19 protein-coding genes and 1 other RNA gene are annotated in these 13,095 nt (G+C 35.5%); 5 read left to right on the top strand and 15 right to left on the bottom strand.

The genetic code is table 11. From position 1 onward, the window contains the following. The 5 genes from IGJ99_RS03520 to IGJ99_RS03500 all read right to left on the bottom strand — a co-directional run bounded on the left by IGJ99_RS03520 (position 1) and on the right by IGJ99_RS03500 (position 4,393). Positions 1-1,569, bottom strand: coding sequence for a hypothetical protein (locus tag IGJ99_RS03520; RefSeq protein WP_438770614.1), 1,569 nt, complete (start codon positions 1,567-1,569; stop codon positions 1-3). A gap of 19 nt (positions 1,570-1,588) precedes the next feature. Further along, entirely contained in the window at positions 1,589-2,113 is a 525-nt protein-coding gene (locus IGJ99_RS03515) for a hypothetical protein (protein WP_271525020.1), read from the bottom strand. Between the two features lie 32 nt (positions 2,114-2,145). Beyond that, on the bottom strand, positions 2,146-3,069 hold the full coding sequence (locus IGJ99_RS03510; RefSeq protein WP_153830046.1) for an AAA family ATPase: 924 nt from the start codon (positions 3,067-3,069) through the stop codon (positions 2,146-2,148). Then, the gene (locus IGJ99_RS03505; RefSeq protein ID WP_153830045.1) at positions 3,066-3,269 is read right to left on the bottom strand and encodes a hypothetical protein; all 204 of its coding nucleotides are present in this window, start codon (positions 3,267-3,269) and stop codon (positions 3,066-3,068) included. Before IGJ99_RS03505 ends, IGJ99_RS03510 begins: the two co-directional genes overlap by 4 nt. A gap of 212 nt (positions 3,270-3,481) precedes the next feature. Beyond that, positions 3,482-4,393: a lambda-exonuclease family protein gene (locus IGJ99_RS03500; RefSeq protein ID WP_438770611.1), complete on the bottom strand. Its 912-nt coding sequence runs from the start codon at positions 4,391-4,393 to the stop codon at positions 3,482-3,484. A 53-nt stretch (positions 4,394-4,446) separates the two neighbouring features. Here IGJ99_RS03500 and IGJ99_RS03495 point away from each other — a divergent pair, with 53 nt between their 5' ends. Further along, positions 4,447-4,701 (top strand): YozE family protein, encoded by a 255-nt coding sequence (locus IGJ99_RS03495; RefSeq protein WP_271525009.1) that lies wholly within the window; start codon positions 4,447-4,449, stop codon positions 4,699-4,701. Here IGJ99_RS03495 and IGJ99_RS03490 read toward each other — a convergent pair. The 9 genes from IGJ99_RS03490 to IGJ99_RS03450 all read right to left on the bottom strand — a co-directional run bounded on the left by IGJ99_RS03490 (position 4,678) and on the right by IGJ99_RS03450 (position 8,933). Then, a complete protein-coding gene (locus tag IGJ99_RS03490) occupies positions 4,678-4,866 on the bottom strand; it encodes a hypothetical protein (protein WP_271525007.1) in 189 nt (62 codons plus the stop codon). The two genes, IGJ99_RS03495 and IGJ99_RS03490, sit on opposite strands and share 24 nt — an antisense overlap. Positions 4,867-4,873: 7 nt before the next feature. Continuing rightward, on the bottom strand, positions 4,874-6,067 hold the full coding sequence (locus IGJ99_RS03485; protein ID WP_438770609.1) for an SNF2-related protein: 1,194 nt from the start codon (positions 6,065-6,067) through the stop codon (positions 4,874-4,876). Beyond that, positions 6,057-6,350 (bottom strand): VRR-NUC domain-containing protein, encoded by a 294-nt coding sequence (locus IGJ99_RS03480; protein WP_438770607.1) that lies wholly within the window; start codon positions 6,348-6,350, stop codon positions 6,057-6,059. Before IGJ99_RS03480 ends, IGJ99_RS03485 begins: the two co-directional genes overlap by 11 nt. 29 nt (positions 6,351-6,379) lie before the next feature. Then, a complete protein-coding gene (locus IGJ99_RS03475) occupies positions 6,380-6,679 on the bottom strand; it encodes a hypothetical protein (protein ID WP_438770605.1) in 300 nt (99 codons plus the stop codon). 133 nt (positions 6,680-6,812) lie between these two features. Further along, the gene (locus IGJ99_RS03470) at positions 6,813-7,034 is read right to left on the bottom strand and encodes a hypothetical protein (RefSeq protein WP_438770603.1); all 222 of its coding nucleotides are present in this window, start codon (positions 7,032-7,034) and stop codon (positions 6,813-6,815) included. Between the two features lies 1 nt (position 7,035). Then, complete coding sequence (locus tag IGJ99_RS03465; RefSeq protein ID WP_438770601.1) at positions 7,036-7,626, bottom strand: hypothetical protein; 591 nt, start codon at positions 7,624-7,626, stop codon at positions 7,036-7,038. Positions 7,627-7,674: 48 nt separating this feature from the next. Next, positions 7,675-8,451, bottom strand: a complete 777-nt coding sequence (locus tag IGJ99_RS03460; protein WP_438770599.1) for an ORF6C domain-containing protein — start codon at positions 8,449-8,451, stop codon at positions 7,675-7,677. A gap of 11 nt (positions 8,452-8,462) precedes the next feature. Continuing rightward, on the bottom strand, positions 8,463-8,717 hold the full coding sequence (locus IGJ99_RS03455) for a hypothetical protein (RefSeq protein WP_438770597.1): 255 nt from the start codon (positions 8,715-8,717) through the stop codon (positions 8,463-8,465). A gap of 24 nt (positions 8,718-8,741) precedes the next feature. Continuing rightward, positions 8,742-8,933 (bottom strand): hypothetical protein, encoded by a 192-nt coding sequence (locus IGJ99_RS03450; protein ID WP_438770595.1) that lies wholly within the window; start codon positions 8,931-8,933, stop codon positions 8,742-8,744. Positions 8,934-9,213: 280 nt separating this feature from the next. On the opposite strand from IGJ99_RS03450, the gene IGJ99_RS03445 reads away from it, so the two are divergent. The 4 genes from IGJ99_RS03445 (at position 9,214) to IGJ99_RS03430 (ending at position 12,936) form a co-directional block, all read left to right on the top strand. Further along, on the top strand, positions 9,214-9,567 hold the full coding sequence (locus IGJ99_RS03445) for a helix-turn-helix domain-containing protein (RefSeq protein WP_438770593.1): 354 nt from the start codon (positions 9,214-9,216) through the stop codon (positions 9,565-9,567). Positions 9,568-9,576: 9 nt separating this feature from the next. Then, positions 9,577-10,011: an ImmA/IrrE family metallo-endopeptidase gene (locus tag IGJ99_RS03440; protein ID WP_438770591.1), complete on the top strand. Its 435-nt coding sequence runs from the start codon at positions 9,577-9,579 to the stop codon at positions 10,009-10,011. Between the two features lie 294 nt (positions 10,012-10,305). Then, positions 10,306-11,694 carry a DUF4041 domain-containing protein gene (locus IGJ99_RS03435; RefSeq protein WP_438770589.1) on the top strand — a complete coding sequence of 463 codons (1,389 nt, stop codon included), beginning with the start codon at positions 10,306-10,308 and terminating at the stop codon, positions 11,692-11,694. 105 nt (positions 11,695-11,799) lie between these two features. After that, positions 11,800-12,936, top strand: coding sequence for a tyrosine-type recombinase/integrase (locus IGJ99_RS03430; RefSeq protein WP_438770587.1), 1,137 nt, complete (start codon positions 11,800-11,802; stop codon positions 12,934-12,936). A 58-nt stretch (positions 12,937-12,994) separates the two neighbouring features. On the opposite strand, the gene ffs is transcribed toward IGJ99_RS03430, so the two are convergent. Continuing rightward, an RNA gene (ffs, locus tag IGJ99_RS03425) (signal recognition particle sRNA small type) lies at positions 12,995-13,091 on the bottom strand. Between the last annotated feature and the right edge of the window lie 4 nt (positions 13,092-13,095).

Here is a 13,095-nt window from a genome sequence, read left to right as displayed (position 1 = left end):
CTAAAATGAGTTTTTTTCAATTTGTTCAATGTACCATGCTACGTCCAAGTCTTTTTTTGTTACTTTCTCATAACTTAGAAATTTTGGCGGTGATCCCGGCAGCTTGGAATGAAGATCATTCTTCACTTGAAATACGCCGCCATATTTCTCGTTTGTTGTGGCAATACCGCAAACGGTTTGATTCATTGGCACATACTTCCCGGAAACCTGTTGTTCAATTCCTTCGTATTCCTTGTGCATTTTTCCGACGAAAAAGTAATCAGATATAGCTGCCTTTTTGAATGCTTGTAACACAAATTCCTGTGGTTTTACTCCATTAACTACTGATTCAAAGATACCGCGAGTGATCACTGGTATTTGCGAGGACTCGTACGTCGCTTCAGAAAAAATACCTCGTTTGACCATCGATCCATCTTTTTTTATAAAGACATAATTGTTCACATCTTTTTGAAACACTTTCTGATAGGAATGAACTGAAACAGTTAAATGCAATTGCTGGCACCACAGATCAAGTAATTCTCGGATGATCGGTTCCATGATTGGATTAATTTTGATCAGAATACCATCGGTGTTTGTTTGTACTAGTTCCTCATAAAAATTTTCAAGTACCAGTATTAAATGGGTAATGATCAATTGACCGCTAATTGTTACTGAAAAATATTTCTGAGGGTCAAACATAGCTGAAAACGGATTGTTCATTGAGCCGTTAACGGCATTGATCAACGTTTTATAGGTCAAATTTTCCGTTTCAACTTTCTTTTGATACAAATGATCAAAAGCTTTCGGATTCTTTATGGCCACACTCAAAAAATTATTATTTCTTATAATAGATGGAAAGAATTGCTTTACATCAATCAGCAAAAATGTTCCTTCCCCTTTGTATTTCTCTTTTGCCGCATGAAGTCCACCGAATCCATACACGTGGGTCATGTTGGCCAACGTCATCTTGAACTTTTCTTTTTTGAGCTTTTCTTCCATTGTGTTTTGATAAGTGGTGCGGATTTTATCATAAAAGGAAAGTAATCGCTCAGGAAGTTCAAACTTTGGTACATAGCGATCATAGCTATACATCAGCACATTCGGTCGTTTAGGTGTCTTTTTCGCCTTCAATATTTCTGCAGCAAGATTGGCTCTCGTTTTCCTCAAAGAACGGGCTGGCAAATTAAATTCTTTGACAATCTCAAACTTGGTTTCTAGATATTCTTCTCTAAAATCAAAAACTTGTTCTAAAACTGCAATTCGTTTTTGGCAAAATTCTTCCTTATTCTTAGCAGATATATCCATGTTCAAATTAAAAGCAATTTCTTCAATCGTACAATTTCTGGCTTCCTGCATTAAATCAATTGAAAGATACTCTTGAAGGTACGTGCTTTTTCCGTCTGTCAGTACCTTGGCTAAAAATTTATCACTCTCTTGATAATTGCCATAGCCAACTAGATAATGAACAGCTGAGAGAGCTTTTTTAAGGCTCTCTCGATTATTAGCTGATTCAATTTTTTTATCCGTTTTAAACACTGCTAGCCAATTATCGCTATTCTTATTCCTATACAGCCAGTAAAAAGTAAACATTGGCATAGCTCCTTAAAATTTAGAATGGAAGGTCTTCATCTGAGATGTCAATCGATCCCGAACGATCAATCGGCTGATCAGCTGGATCATCATATGCAATAAAATCATAATTTTTATATGGTCGGGATGGGTCCTTTTTATTTTGTGTAGACTTCACTTCTAAAATAAATTGACTACCAACGCCGTCTTTAAATGCAGCAGCCATGGTTGTTTCATCTTCCCAGTCATCATCGGTCAGTTGCAGTCCAATTACAGAAGCCAGTTTGGCCACAATCTTGATATTTTTTTGGAGAACAAATTCTGGAACTTTGGCTGTGTCGAACCCTAAGTTGATAAATTCTTTTTGGCCAGCTACTTCTCCGACAGTTACTTCATTTTCAAAAGATAATGCTTCCCAACCGCTTTGAAAAACTTTGTGTTCAACATTGGCCAAGGTTACATCGTATTCACCATCAGCAAGACCTTGGTTGCCGCCTGCGTTTGGATCGTCTGTTTTTGGATCGAATCCTGCTAAAATTTCATTTGCTAAATCTTTTAATCCCATGTTAAATTCCTCTTTTCAATATATTTTTTTTATTAGACTTTTGGTTTGATTCGCTGTGCTTTTTGTGTGGTTGTGGCTGGTTGAGTCTTAGATGTCGTTTGATTAACCGGAGCTGTTTTTCTTGCTCCTGGTTTAGCTTTGCCAGTTGGTTCAGCTGATTGAACAACCTCTTCACTGGGATTTTCTTTTGTTTCTGAAGTGACTAGAATATCTTCTTTTTTCTCAATTTCTTTTACAATGTCATCTTGGACTTTTTTGGTAGTTTTTGGTGAACGGCCAAATACACCAGTGATCGTGTCTAATATAGTTAAGATCAATTTGTCATCTACCTGCTCCCGCATATAATCTTTTCGCCGTGCTTTTGCCACACGAATATAGTTTTTGCCAACTTTTTTGCATTGAATCGATAAGTCACAATTTCCATTCACGATGTTTTGGTGTTTTTCTTTCAATGAAGGAATATCGATCTCTGTTTGTCCCTCCATCTTTGTAGCATTTCGGGAAATGTAAATCACATTCATCGGCAATGACTTTAGTTCGATAACTAACTGCTGAAAAATATTCGTAAATGCTGCGTATCCTTTTCCATAAGGAATATCTCCAAGCGTTTCAACATCTTCTTTGTCACAAATGTATTGCTCGATCATAACAACAATATCGTCTATTACATCCAAAACCACCGTTTCATAGGTATGCTTCTCTGTTTGTAAGGCAGTGATTAACTTGTCTAACTGATCGATTACCGAACGCTTTATTTTCCCATTTGTATCTTTGATGTTTCTCAGCTGAACCGAAGGAACAGTGTTTGCTTCAGCATTTCCATCTGTATTAAATACTAGGGGATTGGGAAACTGTGATGCTAAGAAAGATTTACCTCCCATAGTTGGACCCCAGATAAAGAAATTTCGTGGTGTATCTTTCGGAACTTGTGGTTTGTTTGGTGGTAGAATACTCATTTGTTCTCCTCCTCAAAAGTTATAATTTCACTGGGATGAACGGCTTCGCTGTCTTCTGTTTGGTACCAGAAAACATCGATTGGATATTCTGGATCCGTAGTCAGTTCCTCAATTCTTCCAATCGCTCCGACTTCAGCGCTCAATCCACCATCATTTTTCGCAATAAGTTTTACTTTTTGGCCTACTTTAAAGTGACTCATGCTAGAAAGCCTCCTTCTACAATTTCTTTACTGCGTGCAAATTCTTCTGTTACTTGTGCTTCGTAATAGTCACCAAAATCTTTATGGTTTTTCGCCACAATATTTTGTTTCAAAATAGATCCCTTTGTTTCATCAAGCATTTTGGCGATTTCTGTTTCTGCCTCTTCACGAGTTGTTGCGTAGAATTTTGTTGTTTTTTTGTAATGGTCTGATCATTTTGCCACTTCCTTTTCTTTAATTCTGATAGATCCTTTTGTAGTATATTCTTTCAGGTATTGCTCATAAATATCTGGTTGTTCCTTTTTCAATTTGGTGCTATCAACAGATTTACGTACAGCTGGAAGCACTCGTGTAATGACGATATCGCCTGTATCAATTTTTTTAATATCGTTCTCTTCCATTTTTTGATAAAGCTGATCTCGAAAATCTTTTTGCTGGGCTTTTATTATTTTTGCTTTCTCTTCAAACTCCAACATTTGCAATTCAAATCGTTCAACTCGTGCAACTAATTTATCTATATCATTTCCAATGGAATAATATTCTGTTTCGTTCATGTCTGGCTTTTCTTTCAAGTACTCTAATCGGATCCAGAAAGTCTCAATTGAATCCAGAATCTTTTCAATATAACCTTGATCACGTTCAATTTCTTTGATAACCAGATTTTCACGATCAAATTCCAGATCAAAATCTTTTGGACGTTGATACATAGCCAACCATCCGTAATCACAACCGGTTTGATGGAAATACAACTGCATTTGAGCCTCATATACTTTTTCAGTTGGATTAGCTCCATGTGTTTTAATTTCTAGCAACATTTTGTTTTCTAAATCAATACCGTCAACATTCGATCGAATCATGTCATCTTTATTAATAAAAGTATCCGGATAAAAATTTAAGCTGTTCATTGTGTTGATATAATCACGGATAAGTGGTTCCATCTTGTTACCGAATTGGATATAAGGATTGCTGCTTTTATCGGGCTGAACAAGTCCAGCTTTTTCTTTGGCCAACTCAAATTGTGTTTTATATTTTGATAGACCAAGAATGACTGGTACATCGGAACCGCCCACATATTGTGTTCGTTTTTCAGTGACGTTTGTGTCTTGTTTTTGTACTCCAAACATAATTTTCCTCCAGTTTTGCTGTGATATACTCTTAAATGAAAGAGGTGAATACTATGAGCTTTAAAAAATGGTTGAAGCAATTTGAAAATGTAGATCATGCGATTGGTGATCTAGCCAAAGATGTTGCTGTAGACAAAGCATTTCCTAGCAAAGTAGGCTCTATGGATAGCTTGACTGATTATCTTTATTCAAAGAATGCTTCAGAAGCAGCTATAACTACTGCCAAAAACGTATTTATTTTCTATGCGTTAGATGAAGGCTTAGCGCACTTAGAAAACGGCGATTTAGTTTGGCAACGAAATAATTAACACTTGGCCATTTTCAGGAAGTTCAATTTTTTCTCGTTTTCCATTGAATTTAGATTCGATAGAAACTTGATGGTTTTGATATTGACCAATGTCATAGGTTTGAACTTCCTCTCTTTTGGCCAATTCTTGTAGAATCACTTGTGTTTCAACTGTTGAAAGATCCATGTCTCACTCACTCTCCAATTCTTGTACTCATATAGAGTTCTTCTGAAAAATCTTGCTTGTTCTCTAACGCCTCGTAAACAGCTTGCTCGATCGTTCGTTGTGTAATGAAACGATAGACTGTTACTTTCTTCGTTTGACCATTTCGATAAGCTCGTCCTAACGCTTGACTGTAATCTTGATAAGAATAGGTGGGTGTATAGAAAATGACTGTATTTGCGTACTGTAGCTCAATCCCTGCACTACCAGCCATGTATTGGACAAAAGTTACACTATTCTTCACCTCGCTCCAAGAACTCTTAGAAGGCAAATGAGAGACCTTTCCGCTCACTTCAAAGAATTGTTTATTTTTGATTTTTTTCTTTAAAGCATCAATCTCTTTTTGATAGTAGTAAAAAATGACTATATTGTTCTCAGTTCCTTCACAAAGCATTTCGGCATAGTCTAACTTATCTTTTTGATTCGCATAGTACCGCAAGCCATGTGCCAGTTTTGAAGGTGTATCAAACTCTTCGGCACCTAACACTCGTTGCTTGGCCACTTTGTCATAATTAGATGACCGCATAAATTTCACGTCCTCAAAAAGCAATGGTGGCAAATCCAGAGCTTCATCTTTTGAAATAGACACAGTGAACGAATGATATTTATCATGTAACTGGTCCTCATTGATCCATCCTTCAATTTTTGGAATCCGCCGATTTCCTAGATACATCGTGCCCCATTTTGCATACCGATCGTTCATTTCTTTTTTTGATTTGAAATAGCCAAACATAATGAAATAGTTGTACGTGTCTTCCCAACCATTACTTGCTGGCGTGGCCGTCAACAATACAAAATGATTTGATTGTTTAGCCAACTTTGCTGCAGCTTTTCCACGTTGAGACGTTGGATTTTTGATGTAGTGTGCTTCATCAAATATTACAAACCAACCTTTATACATCTTGTATAAGTCAGCTAATTTCCCATAACTCATTTCAGAAAATTGAATCTCGATTTTATAGAAGTCACAGACGGCTTGAATGTCTCTCCGCCACCCACCTTCTTTTAATTTTTGTGGTGGAGCTATTAATAAAATCGGCTCACCGTTGCTGTGTTTCAAGTAATGATGAATAGCCATGATTGTTTTTCCAGTTCCTGTATCTGCTGCATACAAGAAATTAGGATCAGCGCTATCGACTAACTGCTTTTGAAACTTATATAACATTTCTGCGTTTGAGCACTGTGGATACATCTTCCACGCTTCTTGCGACAATAGCCACACCTCCTGCATTTTCTATTTTGTTTAGTTTGCTTTTTTGAAGGGCACTAACCGTTCCACCACCTGGTCGCTTCACTTCTATACCGATGAATCGTCCATTGACACAAGCTAATATGTCTGGTGTGCCAGCTGGTTGATACATGGATCCATGAACTTTCAAATAGTAAGCCCCTAGTTTATCCAAATATTTCTTAATGCTATTTTCAACTTTCTTTTCTGGACCAGACATGTTAAAATCTCCTTAGTTATGAATTTTTTTTATTGGCTTACTTCAGCGGTAACTGGGGTAAGCTCTTTTTGTTTCCAAGATTCGTTATGATCCAATAAAGCATTAGATATTTGGACCAGTTTCTCTTCTGTAGCTACTAAAACGTCTTTAATATTGTCGAATCCACAGTTTTGATCAAGGCTGTATAAAATAAGCGAGCGATCGGAGCTTGTTTCCGCATGTTTTAATTCTAATTGAAGGCAACTAATATAATTTTGGATTAGTCCAAGCGCAGGCATTAAATCCGCTACGTCGTAAGAAAGTTGCTCTAGTCTTTTTAATTCCTTCATCCTCTCACCCCCATGATCCAAAATAGCGTTAGAAGTAAAACGATATTAAGTGTAAGACTTGCATAACCAATTGCCTGTAGCTGCCTAATTCGATAAAGTAAGTTCTGGTTTAAATTTGCTAACCATTTTTTATTCATGTTTCTCCCCCCCCCATCTCCTGAATAGGTTCGTTAGGTTCTTGCATCACTAGCCACTGGCAAAGATCGTCTACAAAACTCTGACCTGCAGGTGAAAGATTTTCTCTAACTTGTTCTTGCATTTCATTTGCGATTCTTTCCCTTGTGCCTTGGTCCGCTTTTGACGCTTGCATAATAAACTCCCTGACAACTGGTTTAAACTCCTTCTGTTTTGTCATATCACCCCTCCATTCTTGCTAGCAGACTTTTGAAGCCTTCTATCACGTCTGCATCCACATCTAACTCACCGCATTCGCATCGATAAACAATATCTGCCATCACGCCAAGTGGTATAGCAACTTTTCCGTTAACTATTTCGAATAATGAATCATCGTACGGCGTATATAATGGGTGATAGACCCCTTTGATTTCAGCGATACTTCCATGCGGATCATCGTAATTTCGATAATCGAAGTACGTTCGAATTTGATTGAATATATCGATGTCACAATCATTTGCATCGAGAATAGCTTGAACGTCTTTAATGATTTTCTGTGAGACATACCAGATTCCATCTTGTTGCGTAAATTCTGATCTTCCGTAGCCTTTAAAAATCGGATACTCTTTCTTAAATTCTTTCAACGTTTCGTGTTTTTGTTGATATACTGCCACAATCCCTTGATCAATTGCTTTCTTTGTTGGTCCACCCGTTTCTGTCAGTATTCCATCTTCTACCATCTGTTTGTAAAGTTGATCTTTTGTTGCTTTGATTCCTTGACTAGTAATAAACTGAAATGCTTGTTCCACTAATGGTGGGTATATGATTTGCAATATCTTTTTCCTCCTTGCGCTTATAGGCTCCGACGAATTTCGTCGGTACTATTCATCAAACAAATCTGTTTGAATCTGGTTGATACGTTCTTTCGTCAAAGATGATGGCTCCCAGTTGTTAATGAAGTTCAAAGCTTTTCGGAAATCTTTATCTTTAATTCGCCCACGATTCGGAACGTTGAAAAGCTGTTTGATGCTCGATCCTAAATCTTGATACAACATACCTTTAGCATTTTGTCCCAGATGTTGTTCCTTGCAGATTTGATAAACCTTCTTTCGAACGGCTCGATCGATTGTTCCTTTATCTTCCGTGGTGATCAGTTTGTTTTCTTCAATGTCAACTAGTCGTTCGTCAATTCCATCTAGCCGTTGGTTCGTTTCTTCGTTTCCTGCTAAAGCTAATCGAATTAATTCCCGAGTAGATGTCGGGATTTTGATTTGTTCTCTCATTGAGAAATAGTTATCGACTAATTCGTCATAAATTTCCCAAGCTTTGTCATCTTCGAGAATTTTCAGCAATTTTGTATAGCCTCGTTCGGATAAAATGTATATATTTTTAGATGCATTAAAAGCATTTTGTGTGAAGCCGTATTTTTCGATATCACTTTGTGTGATAGCGGATTTCAAATCAATAATGTCTACACCATCCTTGAACCATTTTCTATTTCGATTGATTGTTTGATTGATGGTTCTTACATCGGTATTGTGTATAACCACAATATCTTTCACCGTCATTGCTTTCTTCCCTTCACCGAAGCCACCTTCGATTGCGATAAATTCAAAATTGCCAATTTTTTGTTTTCCTAATACTTGTAATTGATTCATTATGTCGCCTCCTAGACTTGTCTTTTTCGTTTAAACTTGTTCTTATCTCGCCAAATTAGAAAATCATCGAACATTTGAATATTTATAATTGGCAAGCCATACGTCACTAAGCGATATCCCTCTTTGAAATCATTGTGTTCTTTAAATTCTTTCAACAGCTTTTGAAATAAAGGTTTGTGTAATTGATAGCCAAAGTAGATTATCGCTTCATCCTTAGCCATCCATGCCTGAGGAATCTCAATCGTTTTTGCTAGTTTAATTTGCATGTTACTCACCTGCTTTCTTTCCTTCTATCTGATCTTATAAATGTCAATGATAGTCAAAAGAGTTTCATGGGCTTTTTTACTTTGGTTCTTTCCATTAAGATAATCAATTAAATCTTGTCTTGGAACATTGAACAAGGTAGCCACACTCGCAAGAGAAATTCCTTTCTCCTTGAAGTGATCACGAATCTTTTGACGGCTTACTGCTGTATCCGGCAAACCAAACCTCCCCTTTCAGAAATATTTGTAAGTTAATTCGAAAAGTTATTGACTACTAACTACACTATAGTGTAGTATATAGTCATAGTTAAATAAGCCTACAAAACACCTAATAGTCGCAATGGGTCGCCAAACTTATGCTTTAAAGGTCTGTTTTTAGTTTGCTTTTTTTCTATCGAAATAACTTACAAGAACAATACTACACTATAGTGTTTCTTTTGTAAATAAAAAACTACACTTTTTTATTGTTTTTTTGTAAGAAACAAGGAGAATCGTTGGTATGACAGTCTTTGAGAGAATAAAAAAACTTGCAAAAAATCGTTCAAAAACAATCAGACAAGTGACAAATGACTTGGGTTATAGCGAAAATTATTTTTATTCATTAAAAAGTGGCAAACAACCTTCTGCGGACAAGCTACAAGAAATGGCTGACTATTTCAATGTGTCTGTGGATTATCTCTTAGGTCGAACAAACAGTCCAGAAAATAAAACAGAAGCACCTAAACATTTCACTGTTGAAGAAGCTTTGGCTTCTGTAATGAGTAGCGATGGCAAAGAACTTACTGATAATGACAGGAAAATTTTAACCGGAATTATCGAAGCATATATTGAAAATAAAAACGATGCTAAGTAGGTGTGTTCAATGGATGCAAAGATCAATGATATAATTTCACAGTTAAATATTTCTGTAGTTTATGTGGAAAAAGCAGAGCAAATGGATGCTGATGGTCATTACCTTGCGGCCATCAACACCATAGTCCTTGATTCATCGTTGTCGGAAAGAAAGGAAAAAGTTACTCTCTTGCATGAACTAGGACACGCAGCTAAACATATGAAGAATTATGAATTATATAATTTAACCTTTTCTTTAAGATCAAAAATGGAGCAAGAGGCGGAAGAATTTATGATACAGCAAATGATCGAAACCCGCTTGCATGACCCCGATTTTTCACCGGAAGCATTCAATACCATTAATTTTTTAGAAAGCTACGATTTGGATATCAGATACGAATCGATTGTCAAAAAATTTATGACTCAGCATATAAATGATGAACAATTGAGTTATTTATTTTTTTAGTCAGTAAAGAACATACGCTCGTATTTTTTTAACGTATAATTTTAAGCGCTTTAATTATTTATATTTCGTATAACATTTATATATTTATATGATTTATTTAAAAATAATGATTATGTATTTGAAGAGAGGTGGTTAAATTAAAGCAAGAGCTTGACTGGTGAGAAAACAATTAAGAGAAAAATTCAACTAAGCAGCATGCGATTTTTAATAATAAATCATTTATATTTGAAGTTATTATCGTAGCAAAAGAAAGATTAAAACAAAATTTATATTCTAAAAAAACGGAGGTAACAGATGTTTGGAAAACTATTAAAGCTTAGAACAATAAAAGCTGATATAAATAAAACTAACGAAGAGGTAAACCTGTTAAGCAAAAAAAAAGGTGCATTAGAGAATGAAGTCGTTGATTTAGAGAAAAGTATCAAACGATTGGAAAAGATCAAAGATGAAGTAGGCAGAGAAATTTCTAGATTGAGAAGCCAGAAAAAAGAACTATTCGATGAGGCTAAAGAAATATTGAATATTGAAATGGAAGATGAAAGAAAGTCAATAATCGATTCAGCAAAAAAAGAAGAAAAGAAGATTATGGAGAATGTTGCTGATCTTGAAAAGACAAAAAGAAACTTAGAACAAGAAATAATTTCTATTGAAGACACGATAGAAATAGAGAGTTTTGGATTATATAAGCCTCGGTACGACTTTGCGTCTTCCCTGACGTATAAAGCAGAATTAGATGGCATTCGAAATAATCAAAAGCAAATGATAAAAGAAAAACAGGCGACTTTCTATTCCGACAGTTGGACAGTCGATGGTAGTCTTGCAAAAGGGAAGAAGATGACTAATGACAACATTAAACAAATTTTACGTTCATTTAATAATGAATGCGAAGCTGCAATCACTAAAGTCAAATACAGCAACTTAGCACAGATCGAAAAAAGAATAATGAAGTCCTTTGAGCAACTAAACAAAATGAATGAATCAGTCAGAGTTTCAATTAGACCAGGGTATCTTGATTTAAAATTACAAGAGCTTAATCTAGCCTATGAATATGAACGAAAAAAGCAAGAGGAAAAAGAAGAACTCAGAGCGCAAAGAGAGCTTGAACGAGAAGAAAAAGCGTTCCAGAAAGAAATCCAGTCCAAGAAAAAAGTTATTGATAAAGATATTACGCATTACAAAAATATGGTAACGGAATTGGAAAACAAGCTCAAATCAGCTACCGATGATAAATTCGACATCCAACAACAAATCGCCGAATTTGAAGCCAAAATGACAGAAAAAGAAAACGAGAAAGAAGAGCTCGATTACAGAAAAGCTCATGCCTATGCAGGGTATGTGTATATAATAAGCAATATTGGTGCTTTCGGAGAAGATGTATTTAAAATAGGAGTAACCAGACGCTTAGAGCCACTAGAACGGATCAGCGAACTTAGTAGCGCCTCAGTTCCTTTTAAGTTTGATGTCCATGCACTGATTTTTAGCCATGAAGCTTATCAGCTAGAAAGCGAATTGCACAGGCATTTTAATGATTTTCGAATTAATAAAATAAACAATCGAAAAGAGTTTTTCAAAGTCCCATTAAGCGAGATAGAAAAGAAATTACTCGAATATAAAGATGTTACAATCGATTTTGTCAAGACTCCTGATGCAGAGGAGTATAGACAATCTTTACTAACGAACTAATTTAAAAAAACACGCCCCACCAACCAAAGCGAGAGCGTGCTCAAACAAAATAAACAATAGGCTTATTTGTTATGCCTATTTTATCATGAAATGGGAGTGGAAGTCATGTGGATGGAAGAATTGCCGAATGGAAAGTACAAGTATTTTGAAAGATATAAGGATCCGTACACGGAAAAACTCAAACGTGTATCTGTTACCCTAACATCAAAATCCAATCAAGCAAAAAAACAAGCTATGATAGAATTACAAGAAAAAATTAATGATAAATTCGAAAATAAGACGCAACACAAAGTAACATTAGAGGAACTTTTAAACAGTTGGTGGAATCAACATAAAACATCTGTTAGAAAGACATCAGCAAAAGCTTACGAAAAAATTTTAAGATATATTTTTGCTAACATTAATATTAATGTACTTATTCGCAATGCAGATACAAAGTTTTTCCAAATTTTTATTAATGAGCTCCCACACTCTTTTGAATATAAAAAAAAATTCAAAAGCGTTCTAAATATGGCATTTAATTATGCTGTTGATATGGGGATGGTTACCGATAATCCAATTAACAGAGTTCGAATTTACAAACCTTCTTTAACTAAAGAAAATTTTGAAACTGTAGAAAGTAAATATCTTGAAGAAGAAGAAGTTTATTTATTATTAGAATATTATTACTCTACTTTTCAAAGTGTTCATCATGGGCGCTTAGCAGAGTTTATGTATTTGACAGGTTTAAGAGCTGGGGAAGCCATTAGCTTAACCGTGAACGACTATAATAGAAATAATCAGACAATATCAGTCACAGGTACCTTAGATTACTCTAGTGGATACAAAAATGCTACTAAGGAACTACCCAAAACTTTATCCTCATTTAGAGAAGTCGTATTATCAAATAGATCAATAGAAATTATAGAAGAATTACTACTTGAAAGAGATTTGAAGTATAACAATAAATCCGATTATTTGTTTGTTGGTAAAACTGGAAAACCAATACAACTAAATGCGTTTAATTCTTCTTTAAAAAAAGCCAACGAAAATTTGGGAAAGAAAAAGATCAACAAAAATATATCAAGTCATATCTTTAGGCACTCTCATATATCTTTGCTTGCTGAATTAAACATTCCTGTAAAGGCTATTATGGAACGAGTTGGTCATTCCGACACAGATACTACATTAAAAATATACACCCACGTAACAAAAAAAACTAAAGCAAATTTGGTTGAGGTGCTTAACAAACATGGAAAATAATGCCCCTTTTTTGCCCCTTTTTTATTTTATAGAAACAAAAAAAGGCTCGAAAGCCTTTTAAAACAACTATCAATCAGACACATGGCGGCACCTGCTTAGTGCTGCTTCCTTCCGGATCTGACACGCTTCACAAGCCCACCATTGTCCTAGCCTTTCGGC

Source organism: Enterococcus sp. AZ095b, from assembly GCF_051714725.1.
Taxonomy (GTDB): Bacteria; Bacillota; Bacilli; order Lactobacillales; family Enterococcaceae; genus Enterococcus_B; species Enterococcus_B pernyi.
The sequence above is the reverse complement of the archived record's forward strand: the minus strand, read 5'-3'. Positions and strand labels throughout refer to the sequence as shown.

Bases quoted from the DNA above. Each gene is read 5' to 3' on its own strand.
- IGJ99_RS03435 (WP_438770589.1), top strand. From the start codon at position 10,306: ATGTTTGGAAAACTATTAAAGCTTAGAACAATAAAAGCTGATATAAAT.
- IGJ99_RS03475 (WP_438770605.1), bottom strand. From the start codon at position 6,679: ATGAAGGAATTAAAAAGACTAGAGCAACTTTCTTACGACGTAGCGGAT.
- IGJ99_RS03440 (WP_438770591.1), top strand. From the start codon at position 9,577: ATGGATGCAAAGATCAATGATATAATTTCACAGTTAAATATTTCTGTA.
- IGJ99_RS03430 (WP_438770587.1), top strand. From the start codon at position 11,800: ATGTGGATGGAAGAATTGCCGAATGGAAAGTACAAGTATTTTGAAAGA.
- IGJ99_RS03510 (WP_153830046.1), bottom strand. From the start codon at position 3,069: ATGAGTATTCTACCACCAAACAAACCACAAGTTCCGAAAGATACACCA.
- IGJ99_RS03455 (WP_438770597.1), bottom strand. From the start codon at position 8,717: ATGCAAATTAAACTAGCAAAAACGATTGAGATTCCTCAGGCATGGATG.
- IGJ99_RS03505 (WP_153830045.1), bottom strand. From the start codon at position 3,269: ATGAGTCACTTTAAAGTAGGCCAAAAAGTAAAACTTATTGCGAAAAAT.
- IGJ99_RS03500 (WP_438770611.1), bottom strand. From the start codon at position 4,393: ATGTTTGGAGTACAAAAACAAGACACAAACGTCACTGAAAAACGAACA.
- IGJ99_RS03445 (WP_438770593.1), top strand. From the start codon at position 9,214: ATGACAGTCTTTGAGAGAATAAAAAAACTTGCAAAAAATCGTTCAAAA.
- IGJ99_RS03460 (WP_438770599.1), bottom strand. From the start codon at position 8,451: ATGAATCAATTACAAGTATTAGGAAAACAAAAAATTGGCAATTTTGAA.
- IGJ99_RS03485 (WP_438770609.1), bottom strand. From the start codon at position 6,067: ATGTTATATAAGTTTCAAAAGCAGTTAGTCGATAGCGCTGATCCTAAT.
- IGJ99_RS03490 (WP_271525007.1), bottom strand. From the start codon at position 4,866: ATGGATCTTTCAACAGTTGAAACACAAGTGATTCTACAAGAATTGGCC.
- IGJ99_RS03480 (WP_438770607.1), bottom strand. From the start codon at position 6,350: ATGTCTGGTCCAGAAAAGAAAGTTGAAAATAGCATTAAGAAATATTTG.
- IGJ99_RS03515 (WP_271525020.1), bottom strand. From the start codon at position 2,113: ATGGGATTAAAAGATTTAGCAAATGAAATTTTAGCAGGATTCGATCCA.
- IGJ99_RS03470 (WP_438770603.1), bottom strand. From the start codon at position 7,034: ATGACAAAACAGAAGGAGTTTAAACCAGTTGTCAGGGAGTTTATTATG.
- IGJ99_RS03495 (WP_271525009.1), top strand. From the start codon at position 4,447: ATGAGCTTTAAAAAATGGTTGAAGCAATTTGAAAATGTAGATCATGCG.
- IGJ99_RS03520 (WP_438770614.1), bottom strand. From the start codon at position 1,569: ATGTTTACTTTTTACTGGCTGTATAGGAATAAGAATAGCGATAATTGG.